This is a genomic window from Fervidicella metallireducens AeB, assembly GCF_000601455.1.
In the GTDB taxonomy this organism is placed as follows: domain Bacteria; phylum Bacillota; class Clostridia; order Clostridiales; family Caloramatoraceae; genus Fervidicella; species Fervidicella metallireducens.
In genome coordinates this window covers 30,497-54,402 of record NZ_AZQP01000010.1, presented here as the reverse complement: position 1 = coordinate 54,402, position 23,906 = coordinate 30,497, and the positions used below count along the sequence as shown (strand labels likewise).

Below are 23,906 nucleotides of genomic sequence, written 5' to 3'. Positions count from 1 at the left end.
CAGCATGATTTTATGTGATGAACTTAGGTTATATTAATCCTCATCATTATTTGTGTTATTTGAAGGTTTTTTATTTTGGTTTTGAGGAATAGCATTATCTATAACGGTTTTCAGGCTATACAGATTTATTATTTCATCGATTATTCTGCATCTATTCTCTGGTAAAAAGGATTTTAGAGAATTAAGGATTTCCCTTCGTGGATCGTTATCACTAAGTACATTTCCTTCATATTGTGGTGACAGGTTTAATTGGGATAATAATGATGATATCTGATTTACATCTACACCCTTTAATAGATTTTGTATAGATTGATTATTTGTACCACCTAAGGAATTAAGAGCTTGATTTAAATTATTGTTATTAATCAGGTTAGGTATTGATGAAACATCCATATTGTTTATGGAGTTATCATTGTTATTAGAATCCATTCTATCTTTTCTTCTATGATGATGGTGACCCATTACAATACTCCTTTCATAGATTTATGTATGGGAATGGATTAACCATCCCCACATGCAGCCATTAATAACAACACGTGTAGACTACAAATGTTGGTTATTAATAGCTACATTATTACCTTCCGCATAGAAGGTTTGTTGAACCACAGCCACATCCGCAAATTAAAAGGTATAATGCGATTACAAAGAGTGTGCTGTTGTCGATAGTCTGGTTGTTAGTGTGGAAGCATCCACCTTCAACTGAACCAAGGTTACCATGATCTTTCTTTGTAAATTGAAGGATGATAAGAAGTAATACTAGTAAGTTACAAAAGCTAGCTCCACCAAAGTTTCTTGTTCTACATGACATAATATAACCCCCTTTACCACATTTGTGGTTAATATATTAATTTATGTTCAGCAAGTTGTTACTGATTCATTGTTGTTACATCTGCCGAGTAAGAAGATAAGGGCAATTATCAAAAGTACAAAGAAACCATCATTTCCAAAGAATCCTCCAAATCCGCCATATCCTCCATAGCAGCAATCGTCATAGCAGCAGTGTTTACGATGTTTATGATGTTTAGATGAACAGCAGCAATCATCATAGCAGCCACAGTTCCCAAATCCAAATCCTCCAAATCCACAGTTACCAAATCCAAAGATTATGAAGAGAATTATTAAAAATATAATCAGTTTATTTGATGAGTTACTATCGCTGCCAAATCCTCCACATCCACTTAATAATCCATTTAGATCCATACATCACTCCCTCACTTTCCTATATATTAGTCTAAAATGTCCTGTATCTAATATTAATTTATGACGGAGATGATAAAGTGGTTACAAAATAGAAGGCAGGATTTAATTTTTATTTTAAGTAGACTGTAGGAAAACTGAAAAATTGTAAAAATATTTATACTGAGTTGTACAAATTAATAATTTATGTCATAATCTATTTATACTAGTAACGGGGTGATTTTGGTGAATAAAACTAAGAAACTTATTTTTGATGCATCAATTAAGTCCTTTTCACAAAAAGGTTTCCATAAATCTACTATGGATGAGATAGCAGATATGGCTGGAGTGGCAAAGGGTACTTTGTATTATCATTTTAAAAGTAAAGAAGATATTTTTAAGTTCATAATTGATGAAGGTGTAAAGAGAATAGAAGATGAAATAAATGAAAAGACAAAGAACATGCTTGATCCAGTTAATAAATTACGTGCAGTTTGTGAAATTCAGATGCAGTTAGCAATAAATCATCTAGAATTTTTTAAAACAATGCTTAGTCAACTGTGGGGTGACGAGGAAAGACAGCATCAGCTTCGAAATGTATTATCCAGATATTTTAAACTAATTGAAGGGTTTTTGAAAGAAGCAGCTGATGATGGTTTGATAGCAGATGATAATTTGGAGATAATGGCCTTTAACTTTTTTGGAGTAATGACTTCTACAGTGGTATATAGCTTAATACATAAAGAAAAGGATATAAGCCAATTGACAGAGACACTGTTGGGGTTTGTAATGAGAGGCATCGGGAGATAAATAAAAACCCCTTTTGGGGTTTTTATTTATCTCATGTTGTTATTGTTTTTTGGTTTAAATGTTCTGCAAGCAGTTCCGTCAGCAGAGTTTACAAATCCGTCACCACAGGCATCAACCTTTACGTTTTCAGCAGTACAATAAGTATTTGAGTTGTAAGCACAATTAGTAACTGTGCATTTTAAATTATTCATCATATGATATCCCTCCTTTTATACTCATGCTTATTTTTTACAAAAGAGGGTAAAGATATACTATTAATTTAGGAATTTTAATATAAGAATAGTTATTTCAGGTTATACAGTAATGGAACTAAAATAGGAACCAATGATGATAACAATGCTCCATTTATAAAGGAAATAACAACGGTTTCTTCATCAGTAGCCTCTGCTATAAGTGGAAGAGTAGTATCCATCGAAGTTGCACCAGCAGGAGCAATGGCAGTGATTTTTGTTAATTTATCTGCAAGTAATGATATAGTTAAAACTGCAAAGAGTTCTCTAAAGACATTGGTAAGAAATGCAATAGTACCAGCTTCGGCACCGCATATGTTAGATAGTATTACACCAGACAAACTATACCAACCAAAGCCAGAAGCAATTGAAAGACTAAGGTTTGAAGGCATGTTAAATATAAAACCAGCAATTAAGCCGCCAATTAAACTGCCAAATATTATTGATAATGGAACCAAGAGAACTTTAAAGCCGGTTTTCTTTAATTTATAAAAAACTTCTTTGTTTAGACCTAAATCGATTCCTACTGAGAGTATCAGCAGATTAAGGGCAAAGGATGCAATAGAATCAAGGCTTGAAATAATATTCTCCGGCAGAATAAAATAACCAGATAAAATACCGCATATCAAAGATATCAGAATTATGTACATCATTTTTTCTCATCCCCTCCCATCAATTTAAGACTTACAATGTAAACAATAATAATACTGAAAATACTTGTAAAAACTGCAAATACAATTGATTTTAGTCCTATCTGGCTGAAATTATTGAGAATCCTTTTATTAGAACCAATTGAAGCTCCCATAGAAAATAACAGCAAAACAACCCCTATTTGTTGAAATTTGGAGTTATATTTGATATATTTCTGTGGGATGAAATTTAAAATACCAATAACAACACCCAAAAAAAGACTTACAATGATAAGCCACATAATTAATACCCCCCCTTGTCTATATTATTACATCTTATTACATTCTTTACAATAGGGGGAAATTAAAAGAGGAGAAAATGTTATTGTATAGGGGGATTTGTGTGAAGGGAATAAAGGTTTATTTTACATATAACTGTAATATAATGTGTAATTCCTGTAAATATAAATGTGGTCCACATATAAAAGGTATTATGCCAATAGAAACCTTTAAGCAGGAGGTTTTTAAGGCTTACAACCAGGGGTTCAGTGATTTTATTCAAATAGAAGGGGGAGAGCCATTCCTCCATATTGGCACTGTATTTAAGTATATGAAAAAAATAAATTCTTTAGAATGTAAAAAGTATATCACAACAAACGGATATTGGGGATATATAGACTATTATCTGGACACACTGAATGATTTAAAAAGTCTTGGCCTTAATGAAGTAATTATTGAATATGATTATTTTCATTCTATCTTCATTAACAAAGATATAATTTTAAATGCAATTGAAAAGATTAAAAAGGCTGGGCTGGAAGTTTCAATCCGTTCTGTTGTGGTTTCAAACTCTCTTAAGGAAGATTCAGATATGATAACATTTCAGCTTTTAAAGGATATAAAAAAAGAATTTGGCAGGATAAAAATTAACTTCGAATTACTTTACGATAACAAAAACAATTGGAAGGATATTGAATATAAAGAGATAAAATTTAAATAAGATTGTTTAATTTACATACTTCTTCATTAAATATAGTAAGTTTTTCTATGGAATGTAAGGAACTAATTACATTTGAATATGAAATAAGACACTGTTATAATCAATATATTGTTTTTAAATGGGATGCAGGGGGTATATTATGAAAGGGAGAATAATTAACAAAAATCATGAATATTATGACTCAGTTATTAATGTAGAATTTCTTAACAGTGAATTAATAGCAGGCAGAGTTTCTGATAATGGTGAAATTGTGGCTGCAGAATTCAATGAAGTTGAGTTTATATTTGAAGCAAGATGGGAAGAAAAACTTATAAAAAACAGGGATATACTGAATATAAGAAAACCTAAAGAAGCTTCATATTATATGTATAAAGTGCTGATACAATCTATAGAGGAACATCTAGGTGAGGAAATAGAAAGGGTATCAGTTGTATCCGATAAAAATAGTTCCTCAAGGGATGTATGGATAAAGGATATCAGAATTGTAGTGAATTCCAGGATATTATATATAAGTATGACTGGTGTTAGATATGAAAATGTATTTGATGTAAGAATTAAAGATTTGAATAAGGAAGAATTTATTGAGGAATGTACAGAAAAACTTAATGAAATGACTAATGGATTAAGCAAATATATTAAAAGGATTAATGGACTTAAGCAAACAATCCAGATGCTAAAATATGACAAAATAACAAATAATATTCAAATAACTTCTTAAAAATTTAGAGCCAAATGGCTCTTTTTTCTTTGTATAAAAAAGCCTGAAAAAGCTTAAAATAAGAGCATAAATTCAAATAATCGTCTATAAAGAACCATACAGTAAAAATACGACTAAATTTGACAGAAAATTAAGTTTCAAAAAATTTAGATTTATGATAAAATACAATTGGATTAATCAACTGAGCCATTTAGTCCTTTAGGAGTGATAAAATGAATTTTACGATAGATAGAAAGAGTGGAGTGCCAATTTATATTCAGTTGAAGAATAAAATAATGAGTGAAATCAAAAATGGAAACCTTAAGATTGGCGAAAAGATGCCAACTGAGAGGGAGCTGGCAGAAAAGCTTAATACAAGTAGAAACACAGTAAGTGCTGCGTATAACCTTTTAGAACAGGAAGGTGTATTGGTTTCATATCAGGGGAGAGGAACTTTTGTTGCTGAAGAGGCTAAATCTTGGAAACAGCATAATTTACAGGACAAGCTAATGAAAATAATAGATTTAGGCTTAGAAGAAGCTCTTGAGATGGGCTTAAGCACAAAGGAATATTTGGCACTGGTTCAACTAAGAATAAAGGAAAAGGAAGAAATAATTAAAAAAGTCAATGCAGTGTTTGTGGAATGTAATATTGAACAGGCCAGGGAATTTGCAAAGGAATTAAACAGGAATACTAACTTAAATGTAATTCCTAAGATTATATCTGACTTAGAGGAAAATAACGAAGAAACACAAAAGGCATTACAGCAGGCTCAACTGATAATCGCAACCTTTAATCACGTTAATGAAGTACGACAATTAACATCAGGCAGTGGCAAGGAAGTTTTTGGAGTTGCCATTAATCCAAGTCTTGAAACGATTGTTAAGATAGCAAGATATTCTAAATATACAAAGTTTGGATTTGTGTGTTTATCAAAGGAGTTTCATTTTAAAGTTGAAAATGCTCTAAAATCAGCTGGGATTGAGAACATACATTTCAATGTTACAACAAGCAGGAATTTAGAAGACGTTAAGGCAGTAGTTGATAATTCAGATGTAATAATAGTCTCACCAGGAAGGCGAAAGGAAGTAAAAGAATTAGCTGCTGGCAAAAAAGAGGTAATAAGCTTTGACTATACCCTTGACCAAGGTTCGGTCAAAGCTATAATAAGCAAAATAATAGAAATCAAAAAACATATTTAAATTTTCGGGGGAGGAAAAAACATGAAAAACAAACTAGTTTTAGGAGTAATAGGTGCAGACTGTCATGCAGTTGGAAACAAAATTTTATACCATGCATTTACAGAAGCAGGATTTCAGGTAGAAAACATTGGTGTTTTAAGCTCACAGGAAGACTTCATTAATGCAGCAATAGAAACAAATGCAGATGCAATTATAGTATCATCACTATACGGACATGGAGAAATTGACTGTAGAGGATTAAGAGAAAAGTGTGATGAAGCAGGTCTTAAGGGAATACTTCTATATGCAGGTGGAAATCTGGTTGTTGGTAAACAAGAATGGAGTGATGTTGAAAAGAGATTCTTAGATATGGGATTCAACAGAGCATACCCACCAGGAACATCTCCACAAACAACAATAAATGACTTAAAGAAAGACTTAGGTTGGTAATAAAGCTGGAATAAATTTTGAAGGTGATAAAAATGGATGCCATATTATTAATTGACTTTGGCAGTACCTATACAAAACTTACGGCTGTAGATATTGAAAATGAAGAGATAATAGCAACTGCAAAGGATTTAACAACAGTTGAAAGCGATATAATGATAGGTTTTAATAATGCCTATAAGAAGCTTGAAGAAAAGATGAAGGGCCTTAATGTTAATTTCGTTGATAAGCTGGCATGCTCAAGTGCAGCAGGTGGACTTAAGATGATTGCCATTGGGCTGGTGCCAGAGCTTACGGCAGAGGCAGCAAAAAGGGCAGCACTTGGGGCAGGGGCAAGAATTCTAGGTGTTTACAGCTATGAACTATCAAGGACAGAAATGAAGGAAATTCTTGATAAAAAACCAGACATTATATTATTGGCTGGTGGAACTGACGGTGGAAACAAGGATTGTATAATACACAATGCAAAACTTATTGCAGAGCATATTAAAGATATACCAGTAGTTGTTGCAGGAAATAAAAACGCAAGGGATGAAATAGAGGATATATTTAAGGCTAATGATGTTTTTTATAAGGCTACAGAAAATGTTATGCCAAGACTTAACACAATAAATGTTGAGCCAGCAAGAGAAGTAATCAGAGAAATATTCATGGCAAAAATAGTTGAAGCAAAGGGAATGAAAAATGCTGAAAACTTTATTAGCGGTATACTGATGCCTACACCTGCGGCTGTACTTAAAGCAGCACAGGCACTTGCAGATGGAAGTGATAAAGAAGAGGGTATAGGTGAGCTTGTAATAATAGATATAGGCGGAGCAACAACGGACGTTCATTCAATTGCATCAGGTGAGCCAACAAAACCAGGTGTTACCCTGAGGGGACTTCAGGAACCCTATGCAAAAAGAACCGTTGAAGGTGACCTTGGTATGAGAGTTAGTTCAGCATCTCTTTGGGAAGCAGCGGGAACCAGGAGAATAAAAAAGTTCATTCCAGATACCAAATATGATATAGAAGAGAGATGTAAATATCTGCAGCAAAACGTTAATGTAATTCCACAGACACAAGAAGAAATAGAATTTGATGAAGCCCTTGGAATGACAGCAACTGAGATTGCAATGGAAAGACATGTTGGACAAATTGAGAGTGTTTATACACCAATGGGCATTATTTATTCTCAGGTTGGAAAAGATCTTTTGAATGTTAAATATTTAATTGGAACAGGAGGGGTTCTTGTTCACAGCCCTCATCCTGAAAGAATACTAAAAGCTGGTACATTTGACACAGAAAATCCAAATTTCTTAAAGCCAATTAATCCACAGGTATTAATTGACAGAACTTATATATTATCAGCTATGGGTTTACTTGCCCAGAAATATCCAGATAAGGCAGTAAGGATAATGAAGAAGTATCTTGTGAAAGCATAATAAAAAACAGGAGGAATAACCATGGAATTAAAAAATAAAAAATGGAGCGATGAGCAGTTTTATAAAGTAAGGGAAGAAGTATTAAATCAATGGCCAACTGGAAAGGAAATAGATTTTCAAGAGGCAGCAGATTATTTAAAGAAAGTTCCAGAGCATAAGAACTTTTCATTAAAACTAAAGAAAGCAAAGGAAGAAGGAATAACTCTTGCACAACCAAGAGCGGGTGTTGCTTTAGTTGATGCTCATATCGAACTTCTTACATACCTTCAGGATGAAGGTGGAGCAGACTTACTTCCATCAACAATAGACAGTTATACAAGACAAAACAGATATAATGAATGTGAAGTTGGTATAAAGGAAAGTGAAAAGGCTGGACGTTCATTACTTAACGGTTTCCCAGGAGTTAACCATGGAGTTAAGGGATGTAGAAAGGTATTTGAAGCAGTTAACCTACCACTACAAGCAAGACACGGTACACCAGATGCAAGATTATTAACTGAAATAATTCATGCTTCAGGTTGGACATCAAACGAAGGTGGCGGTATTTCTTACAACATACCATATGCAAAGAGTGTAAGCTTAGAAAAGACAATACTTGATTGGCAATACTGTGACAGAGTAGCTGGTATATATGAAGAAATGGGAATAAAAATAAACAGAGAGCCATTCGGACCTTTAACAGGAACTTTAGTACCACCATGTATATCAAACTCAGTTGCAATAATTGAAGGACTTTTAGCTGCAGAACAAGGAGTAAAGAACATAACTCTTGGATACGGACAATGTGGTAATTTAATACAAGACGTTGCAGCTATAAGAGCACTTGTAGAACAAGCTGAGGAGTACTTCAAAGCTTATGGATACAACGATATCGAACTTACAACAGTATTCCATCAATGGATGGGTGGATTCCCTGCTGATGAATCAAAGGCATTCGGAGTTATATCATGGGGTTCAGCAACAGCTGCATTAGCAGGAGCAACAAAGGTTATTGTTAAAACTCCTCACGAAGCAGTAGGTATACCAACAAAAGAAGCAAATGCAATGGGTATTAAGGCTACAAAGCAGACATTAAACCTATTAAGAGGACAAAGACTTCCAATGTCAAAGGAATTAGAAGCAGAAATAGCTTTAATTAAAGCTGAAACTAAGTGCATACTTGATAAGGTATTTGAAGTTGGTAACGGAGACCTTGCTGTTGGTACAGTTAAAGCATTTGAACAAGGAATACTTGATATACCATTTGCTCCAAGTAAGTTTAACGCTGGTGTAATTCTTCCAGCAAGAGATAACAACGGAGCTGTTAGAATTTTAAATGCTGGTAACATACCATTTACAAAGGACATCTTAGATTTCCATAGATCACTTCTTGAAGAAAGAGGAAGATACGAAGGAAGAGACGTTGCATTCCAAATGGTTGTTGATGATATATTTGCAGTTGGTAAGGGTGTTCTTGTAGGAAGACCAGAAAACAAGTAATAAACAAAAAATAATGCTGGATTGCATAGAAAATATGCAATCCGCCAAACTAAAATAAGTATTGATAAAATAAATGATTAACAAAAGAATGGGGGATAATAAAATGAAGATTATTGACGTTATTTGTTCAGCAGGTAGAACAGGATTTTATTTCGATGACCAAAGAGCAATTAAAAAAGGTGCAGGACATGATGGATTCACATATGTTGGAGAACCTGTTACAGAAGGCTTTACTCAAATAAGACAAGCGGGAGAATCAATATCAGTACTTTTAGTATTAGAGGATGGTCAAGTGGCTCATGGAGATTGTGCTGCAGTTCAATACTCAGGAGCAGGCGGAAGAGACCCATTATTCTTAGCAGCAGACTTTATACCAGTTATTGAAAAAGAAATCGCTCCAAAACTTATAGGAAGAGAAATTACTGGATTTAGAGCATTAGCAGAAGAAATAGATTCAATGATTAGAGAAAACGGACAAAGATTACACACTGCAATCAGATACGGTGTAACTCAGGCTTTACTTGATGCAGCAGCAAAGGCTAAGAAGGTTACAATGGCAGAAATAATAAGAGAAGAATACGATACATGCGTTGAGTTCAAGAGAGTTCCAATCTTCACTCAATCAGGTGACGACAGATACGACAACGTTGACAAGATGATAATAAAGGGAGCTGACGTTCTTCCACACGCATTAATAAACCATGTTGAAACAAAACTTGGAAAGAACGGAGAAATACTTCTAGACTATGTTAAGTGGTTAAGAGAAAGAATAATGAAGCTAAGAACTAGCGAATCATATATGCCAGTTCTACACATAGACGTGTATGGAACAATAGGTTTAGCATTTGACAACGATACAGAAAAGATGGCTAACTACCTTGGAGAACTTGAAAAGGCAGCTGCACCACTTCAATTAAGAATCGAAGGACCAATGGACGTTGAAAACAGAGAAGGACAATGTGCTGCTCTTAAAGCTCTAAGATTGGCTCTAAAAGAAAAAGGAATCAATGTTCAACTAGTTGCTGACGAATGGTGCAACACTTGGGAAGATATAAAGATGTTCGTTGATGAAGGAGCAGCTGACATGATTCAAATCAAGACTCCTGACCTTGGTGGTGTTAACAACATTGCTGAATCAATACTATATTGTAAGAAACACGGTGTAGGAGCATACTGCGGTGGAACATGTAACGAAACAGATAGATCAGCTCAAGTATGTACTAACATCGCTATAGCTTGTGGTGCTGACCAATGTCTAGCAAAACCAGGTATGGGTGTTGACGAAGGATACATGATAGTTAACAATGAAATGAACAGAGTACTTGCACTTATTAATGCAAGAGCAAAAAGAGCATAATAATAAATAGAAATATTTAGTTCTGACAGTTGTAAGTCAGAGGTTGTGGGATAGATGTCAGAGTTAAGCTGCTCTGATATCTTATCTCTGACTTCTGACTTTTTAATGCATAAAAAATACTTTTCCTAAAATGGAGGTTAAAATTATGAAAGAAATACATGTATCAAAGATTACAGAAGCAGTTAAAAAGCTTTGTATAGATGCCAATTACTATTTAACAGATGATATGAGAAAAAGATTTGAAGAGGCTAAGGAAAAAGAAACATTCCCTATAGCTCAGGGAATACTTGATATACTAGTGCAAAATGCAGATATTGCTAAAAATGAAAATATGCCAATGTGTCAGGATACTGGTATGGCAGTAGTATTTGTAGAAATAGGACAGGATGTTCATATTGTAGGTGGAAGTTTAGAAGAAGCAATACATGAGGGTGTAAGACAAGGTTATACAGAAGGATATCTTAGAAAGTCAGTAGTTAATGACCCAATTGAAAGAATAAACACAAAGGATAATACTCCAGCTATAATAAATTACAATGTTGTACCAGGGGATGGGCTTAAGATTACAGTTGCTCCAAAGGGATTTGGAAGTGAAAATATGAGCCAGCTTAAAATGTTAAAACCATCTGATGGGTTAGAGGGTGTTAAGGAATTTGTTCTAAAGGTTGTTAAAGAAGCAGGACCAAATCCTTGTCCTCCAATCGTTGTTGGTGTTGGTATTGGTGGAACATTTGACAAAGCTGCATACTTAGCAAAAAAGGCCCTATTAAGATCCACTGACGAAAGAAATGCTAATCCTTTCTATGCAAACCTTGAAGCTGAATTATTAGAAGCTATAAACAATCTGGGAATCGGACCACAGGGATTTGGTGGAAGAACAACAGCTCTTGCTGTAAATATTGAAACCTTTGCAACTCATATAGCTGGTCTTCCTGTTGCAGTAAACATCAACTGCCATGCTACAAGACATGCAGAAGTGCATTTTTAAACAGATGCAGGAAGTTAGACGTTAGAGGTTAGAAGCGGATAAGATTTTTGATTTGGGAGGATTTATTATGGAAAAGAGAATAACAACTCCATTAACAGATGAAATGTTAAAGGATTTAAAGGCTGGAGACAGCGTATTGATTTCAGGATATATTTATACAGCAAGGGATGCAGCACACAAAAGACTTGTTGAACTTTTAAAGGAAGGAAAAGAACTTCCATTTGACATTAAAGATCAGGTAATTTATTATGTTGGACCAACACCTGCTAAGGAAGGACAGCCAATAGGTTCAGCAGGTCCAACTACTTCATATAGAATGGATGCCTACTCACCAGCTCTTATTGAAGTTGGTTTAAATGGAATGATAGGAAAAGGAAAAAGGGATGCAAGTGTTGTAGAAGCAATGAAAAAACATGGTGCTGTTTATTTTGCTGCCATTGGTGGAGCAGCTGCATTAACTGCTAAATGTGTAAAAAGTGCAGAACTTATTGCATATGAAGACTTAGGAGCAGAAGCAATCAGAAAACTTTATGTTGAGGATTTACCACTTGTAGTTGTTATCGACTCAGAGGGAAATAACTTCTATGAAATTGGACAAAAGGAATATCTTAACAGTACAAAATAACTAATGAAAAAAATACAAAGTAGGTGAGTTTATGAAGATACAAAAACCAGCTAAGGCAGGGACTATGGAATCAAATGATATTTATATAATGGTTCAGCCAAATGATGAAGGTGGGGTTATATTAAACCTCGAGAGTATTGTTATGACTCAATTTGGTAATCAAATTAAAACTGTCATAATGGAAACCCTTAAAGAATTAGGTGTTGAAGATGCAGTAGTTACGGCTAAAGACAGAGGTGCCCTTGATTATACAATAAGGGCTAGAATTGAGACTGCTGTTAAAAGAGGAATGTAAGGAGTGATATATATGGAAAGGCTTAGAAGAACTATGCTTTTTATGCCAGGTAACAATCCAAGCATGCTTCAAAATGCAGGGATACTTGGTGCGGACAGCGTTATTCTTGACTTAGAAGACGCAGTAAGTTTAACGGAAAAGGATTCAGCCAGAATTCTTGTTAGAAATGCAATAAAGAGCGTTAATTTCTATAATTCTGAGGTTGTAGTAAGAATAAATCCCCTAGGTACAGAATTTGGGTATGAAGACTTAGATGTAATTGGGAGGGTTAAGCCAGATGCTATAATGGTTCCAAAGGCAACAGAAGCAGATATTAAATCAGTAAGTGAAAAATTAGATAAAATTGAGGAAGAAGAAGGTTTTGAAAAGGGAAGTATAAAGCTTTTTGCTTTAATAGAGTCAGCCTACGGACTTGAAAACGTATACAGCATCCTTCAATCATCGGATAGAATTATTGGAATGCTTCTTGGTGCAGAAGATTTAACAGCAGACCTTGGAATAAAAAGAACAAGGGAAGGTGAAGAAATATTCTATGCCAGAAGCAGGGTTGCAACTGCATGTAAAGCCTGTAAGGTGGCTGCAATAGACACACCTTTTGCTGATATGGAAGATATGGAAGGATTCATAAAGGATATAACAAGGGCTAAATCACTTGGTATGACTGGAAAAGCAGCTATTAATCCTAGACAGATAGATACTATCCATGGAGTATATGCTCCTACTGAAGCTGAAATCAGATATGCACAGAGGGTAATGGAGGCTCAGGAAGAGGCTAAAAGAGAAGGTAAGGGTGTATTTTCATTAGATGGAAAGATGGTTGATGCACCAATAATAGCAAGGGCACAGACTACATTAAACACAGCAAGACTAGCAGGTTTAATATAAAACTACTCTGTAGTGTTTACAAAGGGAGTGAAGAACATGAAAAACATTTTAGGAAGAGAAATTCCTGAATTTGTTGAAGGATACGGTAAAGTTAAGCCATTTGGCGGTGCCTTCAATAATTTAGGTGAAGTTACGAAAAAAGAAGTCAGGGTAAAAAGTGCAGTGCCTGGTGAAACAAAGGTACTTTCAACAATAAGGGAAGCAATTGAAAAATGTAATCTTAAAGATGGAGCAACAATTTCATTCCATCACCATTTAAGAAACGGGGATTATGTTTTAAACATGGTTTTAGAGGAAGTTGCAAAGATGGGGTTAAAGGATATAAAGGTTGCAGCAAGTTCAATATTCCCTGTTCATGCACCAATGGTTGAGCTGATGAAAAGTGGTGTTATAACTGGAGTATATGCAAATTATATGTCTGGTCCAGTTGCTGAGGCAATATCAAAGGGATTACTTAAAAATCCAGCAGTTATGCATACTCACGGTGGAAGAGCAAGAGCAATCGAATCTGGTGATTTACACATCGATGTAGCTTTTATTGCAGCGCCAACAGCTGACACATATGGAAACATTAATGGTGTTGAAGGAAAAGCAGCATGTGGAACCTTAGGATACGCTATTCCAGATGCAATGTATGCAGATAGGGTTGTTGCTGTAACTGATAATCTAGTTCCTTATCCAGCATGCCCAATAGATATACAACAGGAATATGTAGATTACGTAGTAGCTGTTGAATCAATTGGTGATCCAAAGGGAATAGTATCAGGTACAACAAGAATAACCAAGGATCCAGTTGGACTTAAGATAGCTAAAATGACTTCACAGGTTATTGAGGCATCAGGTCTTTTAAAAGATGGTTTTTCCTTCCAAACAGGAGCGGGAGGAACTTCCCTTGCAGTTGCAGCTTATGTTAAAGAACTTATGAAGAAAAAGGGAATCCAAGGCAGTTTTGCAGCAGGTGGTGTAACTGGATATATTGTAGAGATGTTTGAAGAAGGATTGTTCAGATCCATATTTGACGTACAATGTTTTGATTTAAAGGCAATTGAATCTTATAAGAATAATAAGGCTCATCAGGGAATGTCTGCTTCAATGTATGGAAATCCACACAATAGAGGAGCAGTTGTAAATAATCTGGATGTAATGATACTTGGAGCTACTGAGATAGACGTTGATTTTAATGTAAACGTTACAACAGGTTCAAATGGTGTAATAATGGGTGGTTCAGGAGGTCACAGTGATACAGCGGCTGGAGCAAAACTTGCTATTATAGTTACACAGCTTGTTAAGGGAAGACTTCCAATAGTTGTAGATAAATGTACAACGGTTACAACTCCTGGAGAATCCATAGACGTAATTGTAACTGAAAGAGGAATTGCAGTAAACCCAAGAAGAACAGACCTGATTGAAAAATTAAAGACAACAAATTTACCTGTTATGACAATTGAGGAACTTAAAAAGATAGCAGAGGATATGACAGGAAAACCAGAAAAAATCCAACTGGATGATGAGATAGTTGCAATTGTTGAATATAGAGACGGTACAGTAATTGATGTAGTTAAGAAAGTTAAATAAATAAAAAAATAAAAAGACTGCATAGAAAACGTGACTCTAATTATGAAGTTTTCTGTGCAGTCTTATGTCCCGTATAACGATTGTATTGTATTATACTTACAATTCTGAAAAATAGTTAGTATTGAATTTTTTAATTATTTGAAATAAAATTTAAATGGGTGATTTTATGAACAATTTGTTAATAGAAAGAATAAATTTAAATAGCCCTCAGAAAAAAGAGGTTGAGGAATTTTTATTTAAATTCGATTTGTTACTTGATAAAGATGTAGAAAACACTATAGTTGCAAGGAATAATAACAGGATTGTGGGGACATGCTCCAGTTCAGGAAGTATACTTAAGTGTTTTGCAGTTGATAGTGAAATTCAGGGTGAAGGTATATCATCAAAGTTAATAACTGAAATTTCTAACATCCTCTTTGATAGAGGAATTTATGAAACATTTATATATACAAAACCGAAGAATAAGAGGATATTTGAGGGTCTAGGATATAAAAGTGTTCATGAAACATCTGAAGTCCTTCTTTTAGAAGGAGGAATGGCTAATGTTAAGTCATATGTAAACAACATGTTTGTGAAAAGCGGACTTGATAATAGAAAAAAATCTGGGATTGTAATGAATTGCAATCCATTTACAGAGGGGCACAGATATCTTATAGAAAGGGCTGCTTCAGAGAGTGAACAGGTAGTTGTGTTTATTGTGGAAGAAAATCGTTCACTATTTCCTTTTAAAACCAGGCTGGAGCTTGTAGAAAAAGGAGTTGCAGATTTAAAGAATGTTTGTGTTATACCTGGGGGAAAATATATAATATCTTCAGCAACATTTCCTTCTTATTTTTTAAGACAAGAGGATGAAAGGCTCATGGCATATACTAAGCTTGATGCAGGTATTTTTGGAAAATATATAGCACCTGCCTTTAATATTGAGAAAAGGTATGTTGGAACAGAGCCCTATTGCAGAGTTACAGGACAGTACAACTCAGCACTTATGGAAGTATTACCCCAATATGGAGTTGAAGTTAAGCTTATAGAGCGTTTCCAAAGGGAGGGAAGGGCTATAAGTGCTTCTGAAGTTAGAAATATAATAAGAAATGGAACTTTAGAGGAGTTAAAGGACCTGGTACCTGAAACCACATATGATTTCCTTATTTCAAAGGAAGCAGAGGAAATAATTGAAAAAATAAAAAGGAGCGATACACCACATTGATGGATAGAATTTTAATGGATAGAGAAAATAGATATAACACAATTTTAGAATTAATAGAGAAGTATAATCTGCCTGTTGTATGTGGAAAGCTGAACTATCCTGGTATAGAGAAAAATACAAAACATTCAGAACTTGCTTTTGATGTTTTATTGTCGCTTTTAAATTCAGAATATAGAACATTTTCAATTCATTCCAAAATGTTAAAAGGTTTTGATGGAAGCAGTGTTATCTTTGTTGTTGATATGGAGCCAAAGGTTGCAAAAGAGATTGCAATGTCTATTGAGAATGGACATGAACTTGGAAGATTATTTGACATAGATATATATACAAAGGGCGGGGAATCTTTAGGAAGAGAAAAATTAAATTTAAGTTCAAGAAAATGCCTTATCTGTAATGAAGATGCAAGGATATGCATGAGACTAAATAGACATGACATTGAAGAAATAATTAATGCAGCCAACACATTGATAGAAAGTTTTGGAGAAAAAAATGGGAATTAAGTATTGTGATGAAATCATGGAAAAAATAAATAATGGTTTTTGCATTTCCCCTGACGCTTTTAAAATTGGAGAAGCTGCTATCCTTGGTATGCTCTACGAGGTCAGTTCAAGCCCATCACCAGGGTTGATATCTCCTTATTCCAGCGGTTCACACAGTGATATGAACTTCTATACATTTTTAAACAGTACATCTTCAATTGCCCATGCAATGTATATCTGTGCTCAGATTGGCATCGATTATGAAGATGAAATATTAGAAAAGATACGAAGTGTGGGGCTCTGGGCAGAAAAGAATATGTTAAGAGCAACCGATGGAATCAATACACAAAGAGGACTTTTATTTTTAGCAGGTGTTACTGCAGCAGCTGCTGGTATGTGTATAAGGAATAGATATAGAGTTACCCGCTTTAATATATCTAAAATGGCTTCAATTATTTGTTATGGTCTAGTAGAGAGAGAACTAAAAACATTAAGCAACAGTAAAAAGTTAACTAATGGAGAAAGATTATTTTTAGAGTATGGCCTGACAGGTGTAAGGGGGGAAATAGAGAAAGGACTTCCTTCAATAATTGAGGTTGGACTACCATGTTATGAGGAGGCTATAAGTTTTGGACTTTCAACCCCTAAAGCTTTAAGCCATAGTTTAATAGGACTTATGACAGTAGTAGAAGATACTACCGTTGTGAATAGATGTGGAATTGAAGGACTCAATAAAATGAGGGAGATGGCAATTAAAGCCCTTAAACTTGGGGGAATGAAAACACTTGAGGGTGAAGGGTATATAAATAAAATGGAAGATGTATTTGTAGCACATAATATAAGCCCAGGTGGTGCTGCAGATTTGCTTGCCGTAACAGTTATGATACACGAGTTGGAGAAACATTTTAGAAAGGATGAATGAAATTGAAAAAGCTACTTGAAGCAATTGTTGAAAGAAACAGACACTGGACAAGCCAAGGGGAAGTGGCAAGCTATATCCCAGAATTAAGTAAAGCTAATAGAGATGCTTTGGGAATTTGCGTTGTTACTTTAGATGGTGAAGAATATTCTGCAGGAGATTATGAAACTAAATTTACTATGCAGAGTGTGTCAAAGATAGTAACTTTAATGTTAGCTATTTTAGACAATGGTAAAGAAAATGTATTTTCAAAGGTTGGAATGGAGCCAACATCAAGTTCATTTAACTCAATAGTAAATTTAGAAACAAAAAATCTTAACAAGCCCTTAAATCCAATGATAAACTCTGGAGCAATTGCCACTACGGCATTGATTGCAGGAGAAACACCTGAGGAAAAAGTAGAAAGAATTTTAAAGTTTACAAGAAGAATATCTGGCAACCCAGATATATATATCAATGAAGATGTGTATAGATCAGAAAAGGAAACAGGACATAGAAACAGGTCTTTGGCATATTTTATGAAGAGTACTGGGGTAATTGAAGGTAATGTTGAGGAATCACTTGATGTGTATTTTAAACAATGTTCAATGGAGGTTACAGCTAGAGATTTAGCAAGGATAGGTGCACTTCTTGCTAATGATGGAATACTTCCTTGGACTGGAGAAAAAATTATTCCAAGGGAAGTTGCAAGAATAGTAAAAACCATCATGGTTACCTGTGGTTTATATGATGCTTCAGGAAAATTTGCGGTTCATATAGGTATACCTTCAAAAAGTGGAGTTGGAGGAGGAATACTTTCAGCAGTTCCAGGAAGGATGGGAATAGGAGTGGTAGGTCCTGCCCTTGATGCAAAAGGAAATAGTATTGCAGGAGTTAAGGTTTTAGAGGATTTATCAAGGGAAATGGATTTAAGCATATTCTAATTGTTATTCATTAATGTTTTAATTAAGGGTGGGCTATAGGTGCAGTAAATCTGATGGGATTTTACGCTTTATAGCCCATAGTTTGTTAATAAAGCTATGTATTATAGAAAATTATGAATAATTCCATAAGTTTCATTTGTTTAAAAAATTGAGAAAACAGGAAAAAACAAAAATAAGAACAAGATATATCGGTATAGATAAAAATATTGAGAAATATTAACTATCTGCTGATTATGCAAAATTTTGCAAATAATGGAATATTGTAATATAATATAAATAGTGCAGGTATAGCTCAATGGCAGAGCACCGGCTTCCCAAGCCGGCTATGCGGGTTCGATTCCCGTTACCTGCTCCATTTTTTTGTCAAAAATAGATAAACAGGAAAATTAATTTACAAATGCCACTATTTTTTTACAAATGTAATAAATTTTCCTTGAAAGCTTTGTAGAAAAAAATTAAAATATATCATAGAGTGACTAATTAATAAATATCAGAATTGTAATTATATCGAGGTGGCTATGAGATTAATAAGCATGAATAAAGCAAAAAATGGGGATATTTTAGGTCAGAGCATATTAGGAGTTGACGGCTGCATTCTTCTTAGGGAAGGCGTTGCTTTAACAGATAATTATATAAAAAAACTTAAACAGTTAGGTGTTCTCTATATCTACATAAAAGATAATAATTTAGATGATATAGAGCCAGAGGATCCTAAGTTTGTAGAGGTTAAAAGTCAGGCAGTAAAGTCATTATCAAACGTAATGGCAAAACTTCAATATAGCAATACCCTTGAAATAAAAAATACAATAGCTGCAATAAAAGAAATCATCGAATATTTAATAGAAAACAAGGGAATAAATTCCACATATTTGCTGGAGTTAAAAACCTTTGACAATTACACTTATGTACACTCACTTAACACAAGTGTTCTTGCTTTATTTTATGGGGTACAGCTTTCTTTTTCAAAACCAATGCTTATGGATTTAGGGCTTGGGGCTCTTTTGCATGATATAGGTAAAACTAAGATACCTGTGGATATATTAAACAAAAAAGGCAGACTTACAGATGAAGAATTTGCAATTATGAAAAAGCACAGTGAGTATGGTTATGAGCTTATAAAAGATATGGCAGGAGTAAACCAAAGAGTAAAGGATATAATACTTGAGCACCATGAAAGAATAGATGGCGGTGGTTATCCAAGAGGGCTGAAGGGAGAAAAAATATCGAAGTACGCAAGGATAGTTTGTATTAGTGATGTTTATGATGCAATAATAAGCGACAGGGTATATAGAAAGGGATTTCCGGCAAATGAAGCTTATGAATTTATATTAGGAGGTTCCGGGACTTATTTTGATTTTGAATTAGTAAATATATTTAAGAATAATTTTTCAATTTATCCATTAGGTTCATGTGTAAAACTTTCAAATAACTTTGAAGGATTCGTAGTTAAGCACAATAAAGGATTCCCTGATAAACCTGTGGTAAGAATAATTTATGATGATAAAGGTAATGTGATAACACCAGTTGAGGTAAATTTAGTTGAAAAGCTTGATATTAGAATAGAAACGATAATAATATAAATAAAAAAATCGGCAGTATTGCCGATTTTTTAAGTTATAGAGTCCTTAATGTTTTTTATTATATCATCCATAAAATCATTAAACTGAAGATTTGAAACACCAGGGATGTACAAACCGTGCTTGTTTAATGGAATCAGGTATTTGGTACATTCAGCACTGAATATAGCCTCTGCCATGTTTGGCGTCAGCTCACCTAACATACTGTTGGGGCATACTATTCCAATAGGACCAATAATACAGTTAAGTTTGACATTTTTGCAGCAGTAGCAAATAGCACTTTCACCACTTGCACCTTCACTTGCACCAGCTTTAACCATGTTTGCAGTTGCATATGCATTAGTTCCCAAGGCTAATATTTCAACATCATTACCAAGGGTTTTTCTTATTTTTTCTATAATAAATTTTCCTAATCCTCCACCTTGTCCATCAATAACTGCTACCTTCATCTTATGCCTCCCAAAGAAAATACTTACACAAATAATAATATCACATTGTTCAAAATAAATCTAATGAATAGTAATTGAAACAGAGTATCAAATAGAAAAATTCATTGGATTATACCCTTTAAAAGTATTTGTTTTCTATATTTAGTTAAGATAAAATTTAATTATGAACTTTTATTAGGGGGAATATTATGGATTTAGAGAGATTTTTGGAATTCAGGACTAAAATTAGAGATAATGTTTCAAAAGTAATCGTTGGTAAAAATGAAATCATTGATCTTTTAACAGTTGGGTTAATAAGCGGTGGGCACATTTTGTTAGAGGATGTACCAGGTGTTGGTAAAACAATGCTTATAAAAGCTTTTTCAAAGACAATTGGATGTAGTTTCAAAAGAATTCAGTTTACACCAGATTTACTTCCATCAGATTTAACAGGAATAAACTTTTATAATCAAAAGAGTCTGGAGTTTGAGTTTAAAGAAGGACCTTTATTTTCGAATATAATCCTTGCAGATGAAATAAACAGAGCAACCCCAAGGACACAGTCAAGTCTTTTAGAAGCCATGGAGGAAAAACAGATAACAGTTGACGGAGTAACAAGAAAGTTATCAGAGCCATTTATGGTATTAGCCACACAAAATCCAGTAGAGTCATATGGAACATTTCCACTTCCTGAGGCACAGCTTGACAGATTTTTAATGCGAATTAATATGGGTTACCCAAAACGACTAGAAGAAATCGAAATAATAAATCGATATAAGGAAGAGAATCCTTTAGATACACTTGAATGTGTAATCACAAGGGGTGAGATAGAGTTTGTAAAGAATAATTATCAAAGAGTAAATATACATAATGATGTTATGAATTATTTAATGGATATTATTGAAGCAACAAGGAATGATGAAAGAATACAGCTAGGTGCAAGTCCAAGGGCAACTATTGCACTATTCAGGCATCTCAGGTTTTGGCAGCTATAAGTGGAAGGGATTATATTATACCAGAGGATATAAAGATGATGTCACCCTATATTTTAAATCATAGATTAATTTATAAAGGACTAAATAGAGGAAATGAACCTTATGACGTAATTAAAAATATAGTGAATTCTATTACAGTACCAATTGAAGAAGTATAAGAGGTGCTGCCAATGTTATATTTTATTATTTTTATGTTATTAAGTGGTATAATACTTAATGCTCTATCAGAAAAATATGCATTCAAAAACGTAACGTTTAAAAGAGAAATATCTAAAAAAATAATTGAGATAGGAGAAGAACTTGAAATAAAAATTAGTGTTTCAAATAAAAAATTACTTCCAATAACTTTTCTTCAAATCATACAAAACTTACCTCAAAATAGTAATTTAAAAGAAAAACACATAAATATTGACAACGAGAAAAGCTGGAGGGAAATTACAACATCGGTACTGCCCTATCAAAGGGTAAACCGTGTATATAAGGATTCTTATGATAAAAGGGGAGTAGTAAATCTCAGAGATGTTACTTTAAAGATAGGAGATTTATTGGGATTAAAGGTTTTTACTAAAAATATAGATTTTTTTCAACAGATAGTTGTACTTCCTAAAACCATTGATATTCAGGAAACTATTGTTCCCTATGGAGATTATTATGGGGAGATATCAGTTAAAAGATGGATAATTGATGATCCTGTTTTAATTGTAGGAATTAAGGAATATACAGGCTTTGAACCACAAAAGGACATTCACTGGCCATTATCATTAAAACATGGCTCTTTAATGGTAAAAAAGTACGACTATACAACAGATAACAAAGTCATGATAATACTTAATATTGAAACAGACAAACCATTCCATACCAACATTGATGCAGAAAAAATAGAAAAGGCTATCTCAATAGTCAGGGCTGTTGCTGAAGAATTAGAAAAAACAGGCATTCCATACGGGTTGCTTTCAAATACTTTTCTTATCTTCAATGGAGAGAGTAAAAGTATCATTAAATCAGGATGGGGTGGAAATCATTTAATTTCCTTATTAGAGGCATTAGGAAGAATGAATTATGGTATAGAATGTGGCTTCGAAGAAACACTTAAAAAGATGTTAAGTGATAGGACAAACGTTGGTACTTATATTTTGGTTACGCCAAAAGTATTAAAAGAATATATTTCAGATATTAATAAGTTAAAAAAGCAATGTGAGAGATTAGTTCTAATATCATTAGATGATACAAACCTGCAGCTTTTAGATAATGATATCTTAACCTTTGTAGAGAGAGGTGAAGATAAGTTATGGATTTAATTTTTATAAGGATAATAAATAGGTTGTCCATAGTTTTTTCCTTAATTGGCTTACTGATGGCTAATGTAAATATGTCCGTTTTTGATAGTTTTATATTGTTTTTATGGACATCTTCAATTGCTATGTTAACTTATTACTTAAAGAATAAAAATGACAAATATAAAATTATACCAATACTTATAATGTATTTGCCCATGATTAATGCAAAATCATTTATAGATGGTGCATATGTCTTTTCAATAATTACAGCAACAGTTATAACGATTGTTAAGATGGACGGGGAGATAACTTATTATGAGTATTTAGATGAATTTTCAAAGGGTAAAAGAGTTTTTATTGGCTTATTCATAGTTTCATTGCTAATGATGTCAATTGAAGTTTTTAATAAAAAAGTGGCATTATTTGCTATCATTTATTTTATAACATCAGTACTTCTTCTACGGGTTTTAAGATATAAAGAACATACAAAAGATTATAGAGGATTTAATAGAAAAAATATCATATATGCTGCCTTAGTATCATTGGTCTCCTTTATACTTTCCTTTGATAGGGTACGGGAAGCCATTTTTAAATTAATAAGTACAATTACAAAATGTGCAGCTGAAGTTTTTTGGCTGGCCTTTGGTTGGTTTTTCAAATTTATTATTTACATATTATTGAAACCTTTTGAGTATCTAAAAAATATAGTAGAGGAAGACGCAAAAAAGAAACAGTTAATTAATAATTTACTTAAAAACAATAAAGAACAAATCCATAAAAAAACAGTTATGGAAAATAATCCTGAATTTTTGCAATTAATCTATAAAACAATAATTTTTCTTGTGACTTTGTTAATTATATTATTTGTTTTAAATAGGATTTTCAATAATAGGAAGGCTAAGAAAATTAAAAATACAGATTATGAAGAAACAAGAGAATTTATTGTAGATGAAAAAAACAAAGAAAGGATTAGTTTAACTAAACTCCTTAAGAAACTGAAACCAGGAACCTATAGAGAACAAATAAGGCTAATATACAAAAAATATATACTAAAAACTAAGAAATTAGGAATAATTATAGAAAAAAACGACACAACCTTAGATATAAATGCAAAAGCAGAAGGATTATATGAAAAAAAGTTAATTGAGTATTTAAGGGAAACTTATATTAAGGTGAGATACAGCAGTTATAAACCAGATAAGGAAACAAGGGATAATTTTATATCAGTATTTAAAAAATTAAGCAAAGTCAGAGAAAAGTGATTTACCAGTTTATTAGCTTTAAATTCGATTCTTTATAAAACACA

General features: G+C 33.5%; 27 protein-coding genes, 1 tRNA gene and 1 pseudogene. 22 read left to right on the top strand and 7 right to left on the bottom strand.

The features are described from left to right. Positions 1-33: 33 nt before the first annotated feature. The 3 genes from Q428_RS04795 to Q428_RS04785 form a co-directional block, all read right to left on the bottom strand. The gene (locus Q428_RS04795; RefSeq protein WP_035378713.1) at positions 34-462 is read right to left on the bottom strand and encodes a hypothetical protein; all 429 of its coding nucleotides are present in this window, start codon (positions 460-462) and stop codon (positions 34-36) included. A 112-nt stretch (positions 463-574) separates the two neighbouring features. Continuing rightward, complete coding sequence (locus tag Q428_RS04790; protein ID WP_035378711.1) at positions 575-808, bottom strand: hypothetical protein; 234 nt, start codon at positions 806-808, stop codon at positions 575-577. A 47-nt stretch (positions 809-855) separates the two neighbouring features. Beyond that, complete coding sequence (locus Q428_RS04785; protein ID WP_035378709.1) at positions 856-1,200, bottom strand: hypothetical protein; 345 nt, start codon at positions 1,198-1,200, stop codon at positions 856-858. Between the two features lie 222 nt (positions 1,201-1,422). On the opposite strand from Q428_RS04785, the gene Q428_RS04780 reads away from it, so the two are divergent. Continuing rightward, the gene (locus Q428_RS04780; protein ID WP_035378707.1) at positions 1,423-1,986 is read left to right on the top strand and encodes a TetR/AcrR family transcriptional regulator; all 564 of its coding nucleotides are present in this window, start codon (positions 1,423-1,425) and stop codon (positions 1,984-1,986) included. Between the two features lie 26 nt (positions 1,987-2,012). On the opposite strand, the gene Q428_RS14805 is transcribed toward Q428_RS04780, so the two are convergent. The 3 genes from Q428_RS14805 to Q428_RS04770 all read right to left on the bottom strand — a co-directional run bounded on the left by Q428_RS14805 (position 2,013) and on the right by Q428_RS04770 (position 3,147). After that, entirely contained in the window at positions 2,013-2,180 is a 168-nt protein-coding gene (locus Q428_RS14805) for a DUF1540 domain-containing protein (protein ID WP_242847769.1), read from the bottom strand. An 89-nt stretch (positions 2,181-2,269) separates the two neighbouring features. Continuing rightward, positions 2,270-2,869: a LysO family transporter gene (locus tag Q428_RS04775; protein ID WP_035378705.1), complete on the bottom strand. Its 600-nt coding sequence runs from the start codon at positions 2,867-2,869 to the stop codon at positions 2,270-2,272. Continuing rightward, a complete protein-coding gene (locus Q428_RS04770; protein ID WP_035378704.1) occupies positions 2,866-3,147 on the bottom strand; it encodes a LysO family transporter in 282 nt (93 codons plus the stop codon). The genes Q428_RS04775 and Q428_RS04770 overlap by 4 nt, the downstream gene beginning before the upstream one ends. Positions 3,148-3,248: 101 nt before the next feature. Here Q428_RS04770 and Q428_RS04765 point away from each other — a divergent pair, with 101 nt between their 5' ends. The 18 genes from Q428_RS04765 to Q428_RS04680 all read left to right on the top strand — a co-directional run bounded on the left by Q428_RS04765 (position 3,249) and on the right by Q428_RS04680 (position 19,903). Next, positions 3,249-3,845 (top strand): radical SAM protein, encoded by a 597-nt coding sequence (locus tag Q428_RS04765; protein ID WP_035378702.1) that lies wholly within the window; start codon positions 3,249-3,251, stop codon positions 3,843-3,845. A 139-nt stretch (positions 3,846-3,984) separates the two neighbouring features. Further along, entirely contained in the window at positions 3,985-4,563 is a 579-nt protein-coding gene (locus Q428_RS04760) for a hypothetical protein (protein WP_035378700.1), read from the top strand. A 212-nt stretch (positions 4,564-4,775) separates the two neighbouring features. Further along, the gene (locus Q428_RS04755; RefSeq protein WP_035378698.1) at positions 4,776-5,744 is read left to right on the top strand and encodes a GntR family transcriptional regulator; all 969 of its coding nucleotides are present in this window, start codon (positions 4,776-4,778) and stop codon (positions 5,742-5,744) included. Positions 5,745-5,765: 21 nt separating this feature from the next. Then, positions 5,766-6,173, top strand: a complete 408-nt coding sequence (gene glmS, locus Q428_RS04750; protein ID WP_035378697.1) for a methylaspartate mutase subunit S — start codon at positions 5,766-5,768, stop codon at positions 6,171-6,173. Positions 6,174-6,205: 32 nt separating this feature from the next. After that, complete coding sequence (gene glmL, locus Q428_RS04745; RefSeq protein ID WP_035378695.1) at positions 6,206-7,594, top strand: methylaspartate mutase accessory protein GlmL; 1,389 nt, start codon at positions 6,206-6,208, stop codon at positions 7,592-7,594. Between the two features lie 21 nt (positions 7,595-7,615). Next, positions 7,616-9,073, top strand: coding sequence for a methylaspartate mutase subunit E (locus tag Q428_RS04740; protein WP_035378693.1), 1,458 nt, complete (start codon positions 7,616-7,618; stop codon positions 9,071-9,073). A gap of 103 nt (positions 9,074-9,176) precedes the next feature. Further along, positions 9,177-10,430: a methylaspartate ammonia-lyase gene (locus tag Q428_RS04735; RefSeq protein ID WP_035378690.1), complete on the top strand. Its 1,254-nt coding sequence runs from the start codon at positions 9,177-9,179 to the stop codon at positions 10,428-10,430. A 145-nt stretch (positions 10,431-10,575) separates the two neighbouring features. After that, positions 10,576-11,418 carry a fumarate hydratase gene (locus tag Q428_RS04730; RefSeq protein ID WP_035378689.1) on the top strand — a complete coding sequence of 281 codons (843 nt, stop codon included), beginning with the start codon at positions 10,576-10,578 and terminating at the stop codon, positions 11,416-11,418. Positions 11,419-11,485: 67 nt separating this feature from the next. Then, the gene (locus tag Q428_RS04725) at positions 11,486-12,043 is read left to right on the top strand and encodes a Fe-S-containing hydro-lyase (protein ID WP_035378687.1); all 558 of its coding nucleotides are present in this window, start codon (positions 11,486-11,488) and stop codon (positions 12,041-12,043) included. A 31-nt stretch (positions 12,044-12,074) separates the two neighbouring features. Next, a complete protein-coding gene (gene citD, locus Q428_RS04720) occupies positions 12,075-12,338 on the top strand; it encodes a citrate lyase acyl carrier protein (protein WP_035378685.1) in 264 nt (87 codons plus the stop codon). A gap of 12 nt (positions 12,339-12,350) precedes the next feature. Continuing rightward, complete coding sequence (locus tag Q428_RS04715) at positions 12,351-13,223, top strand: HpcH/HpaI aldolase/citrate lyase family protein (RefSeq protein WP_035378683.1); 873 nt, start codon at positions 12,351-12,353, stop codon at positions 13,221-13,223. Positions 13,224-13,259: 36 nt separating this feature from the next. Then, positions 13,260-14,798, top strand: a complete 1,539-nt coding sequence (gene citF, locus Q428_RS04710; RefSeq protein WP_035378680.1) for a citrate lyase subunit alpha — start codon at positions 13,260-13,262, stop codon at positions 14,796-14,798. Between the two features lie 166 nt (positions 14,799-14,964). Further along, a complete protein-coding gene (gene citC / locus Q428_RS04705) occupies positions 14,965-16,002 on the top strand; it encodes a [citrate (pro-3S)-lyase] ligase (RefSeq protein WP_035378679.1) in 1,038 nt (345 codons plus the stop codon). Then, positions 16,002-16,502 (top strand): citrate lyase holo-[acyl-carrier protein] synthase, encoded by a 501-nt coding sequence (gene citX / locus Q428_RS04700; RefSeq protein WP_035378677.1) that lies wholly within the window; start codon positions 16,002-16,004, stop codon positions 16,500-16,502. Before citC ends, citX begins: the two co-directional genes overlap by 1 nt. Then, positions 16,492-17,403, top strand: a complete 912-nt coding sequence (locus tag Q428_RS04695; RefSeq protein ID WP_051514934.1) for a triphosphoribosyl-dephospho-CoA synthase — start codon at positions 16,492-16,494, stop codon at positions 17,401-17,403. Before citX ends, Q428_RS04695 begins: the two co-directional genes overlap by 11 nt. Positions 17,404-17,405: 2 nt before the next feature. Then, positions 17,406-18,323 (top strand): glutaminase A, encoded by a 918-nt coding sequence (gene glsA, locus Q428_RS04690; RefSeq protein ID WP_035378675.1) that lies wholly within the window; start codon positions 17,406-17,408, stop codon positions 18,321-18,323. A 281-nt stretch (positions 18,324-18,604) separates the two neighbouring features. Then, positions 18,605-18,678: transfer RNA gene (locus Q428_RS04685), tRNA-Gly, on the top strand. 163 nt (positions 18,679-18,841) lie between these two features. Then, positions 18,842-19,903: an HD-GYP domain-containing protein gene (locus Q428_RS04680; protein ID WP_035378673.1), complete on the top strand. Its 1,062-nt coding sequence runs from the start codon at positions 18,842-18,844 to the stop codon at positions 19,901-19,903. Between the two features lie 29 nt (positions 19,904-19,932). Here Q428_RS04680 and Q428_RS04675 read toward each other — a convergent pair whose 3' ends face one another. Next, entirely contained in the window at positions 19,933-20,349 is a 417-nt protein-coding gene (locus tag Q428_RS04675; RefSeq protein WP_035378671.1) for a DUF3842 family protein, read from the bottom strand. Between the two features lie 188 nt (positions 20,350-20,537). Between Q428_RS04675 and Q428_RS04670 the strand changes: the two are divergent. From Q428_RS04670 to Q428_RS04660, 3 genes and pseudogenes are all read left to right on the top strand, one after another. Further along, positions 20,538-21,481: pseudogene (locus Q428_RS04670) on the top strand (AAA family ATPase). Between the two features lie 12 nt (positions 21,482-21,493). Continuing rightward, positions 21,494-22,621 carry a DUF58 domain-containing protein gene (locus Q428_RS04665; protein ID WP_035378670.1) on the top strand — a complete coding sequence of 376 codons (1,128 nt, stop codon included), beginning with the start codon at positions 21,494-21,496 and terminating at the stop codon, positions 22,619-22,621. Further along, positions 22,612-23,862 (top strand): hypothetical protein, encoded by a 1,251-nt coding sequence (locus Q428_RS04660; RefSeq protein WP_035378668.1) that lies wholly within the window; start codon positions 22,612-22,614, stop codon positions 23,860-23,862. Before Q428_RS04665 ends, Q428_RS04660 begins: the two co-directional genes overlap by 10 nt. Positions 23,863-23,906: the final 44 nt, after the last annotated feature.

Bases quoted from the DNA above. Each gene is read 5' to 3' on its own strand.
- Q428_RS04795 (WP_035378713.1), bottom strand. From the start codon at position 462: ATGGGTCACCATCATCATAGAAGAAAAGATAGAATGGATTCTAATAAC.
- Q428_RS04790 (WP_035378711.1), bottom strand. From the start codon at position 808: ATGTCATGTAGAACAAGAAACTTTGGTGGAGCTAGCTTTTGTAACTTA.
- Q428_RS04785 (WP_035378709.1), bottom strand. From the start codon at position 1,200: ATGGATCTAAATGGATTATTAAGTGGATGTGGAGGATTTGGCAGCGAT.
- Q428_RS14805 (WP_242847769.1), bottom strand. From the start codon at position 2,180: ATGATGAATAATTTAAAATGCACAGTTACTAATTGTGCTTACAACTCA.
- Q428_RS04775 (WP_035378705.1), bottom strand. From the start codon at position 2,869: ATGATGTACATAATTCTGATATCTTTGATATGCGGTATTTTATCTGGT.
- Q428_RS04770 (WP_035378704.1), bottom strand. From the start codon at position 3,147: ATGTGGCTTATCATTGTAAGTCTTTTTTTGGGTGTTGTTATTGGTATT.
- Q428_RS04760 (WP_035378700.1), top strand. From the start codon at position 3,985: ATGAAAGGGAGAATAATTAACAAAAATCATGAATATTATGACTCAGTT.
- Q428_RS04755 (WP_035378698.1), top strand. From the start codon at position 4,776: ATGAATTTTACGATAGATAGAAAGAGTGGAGTGCCAATTTATATTCAG.
- glmS (WP_035378697.1), top strand. From the start codon at position 5,766: ATGAAAAACAAACTAGTTTTAGGAGTAATAGGTGCAGACTGTCATGCA.
- glmL (WP_035378695.1), top strand. From the start codon at position 6,206: ATGGATGCCATATTATTAATTGACTTTGGCAGTACCTATACAAAACTT.
- Q428_RS04740 (WP_035378693.1), top strand. From the start codon at position 7,616: ATGGAATTAAAAAATAAAAAATGGAGCGATGAGCAGTTTTATAAAGTA.
- Q428_RS04735 (WP_035378690.1), top strand. From the start codon at position 9,177: ATGAAGATTATTGACGTTATTTGTTCAGCAGGTAGAACAGGATTTTAT.
- Q428_RS04730 (WP_035378689.1), top strand. From the start codon at position 10,576: ATGAAAGAAATACATGTATCAAAGATTACAGAAGCAGTTAAAAAGCTT.
- Q428_RS04725 (WP_035378687.1), top strand. From the start codon at position 11,486: ATGGAAAAGAGAATAACAACTCCATTAACAGATGAAATGTTAAAGGAT.
- citD (WP_035378685.1), top strand. From the start codon at position 12,075: ATGAAGATACAAAAACCAGCTAAGGCAGGGACTATGGAATCAAATGAT.
- Q428_RS04715 (WP_035378683.1), top strand. From the start codon at position 12,351: ATGGAAAGGCTTAGAAGAACTATGCTTTTTATGCCAGGTAACAATCCA.
- citF (WP_035378680.1), top strand. From the start codon at position 13,260: ATGAAAAACATTTTAGGAAGAGAAATTCCTGAATTTGTTGAAGGATAC.
- citC (WP_035378679.1), top strand. From the start codon at position 14,965: ATGAACAATTTGTTAATAGAAAGAATAAATTTAAATAGCCCTCAGAAA.
- citX (WP_035378677.1), top strand. From the start codon at position 16,002: ATGGATAGAATTTTAATGGATAGAGAAAATAGATATAACACAATTTTA.
- Q428_RS04695 (WP_051514934.1), top strand. From the start codon at position 16,492: ATGGGAATTAAGTATTGTGATGAAATCATGGAAAAAATAAATAATGGT.
- Q428_RS04680 (WP_035378673.1), top strand. From the start codon at position 18,842: ATGAGATTAATAAGCATGAATAAAGCAAAAAATGGGGATATTTTAGGT.
- Q428_RS04675 (WP_035378671.1), bottom strand. From the start codon at position 20,349: ATGAAGGTAGCAGTTATTGATGGACAAGGTGGAGGATTAGGAAAATTT.
- Q428_RS04665 (WP_035378670.1), top strand. From the start codon at position 21,494: ATGTTATATTTTATTATTTTTATGTTATTAAGTGGTATAATACTTAAT.
- Q428_RS04660 (WP_035378668.1), top strand. From the start codon at position 22,612: ATGGATTTAATTTTTATAAGGATAATAAATAGGTTGTCCATAGTTTTT.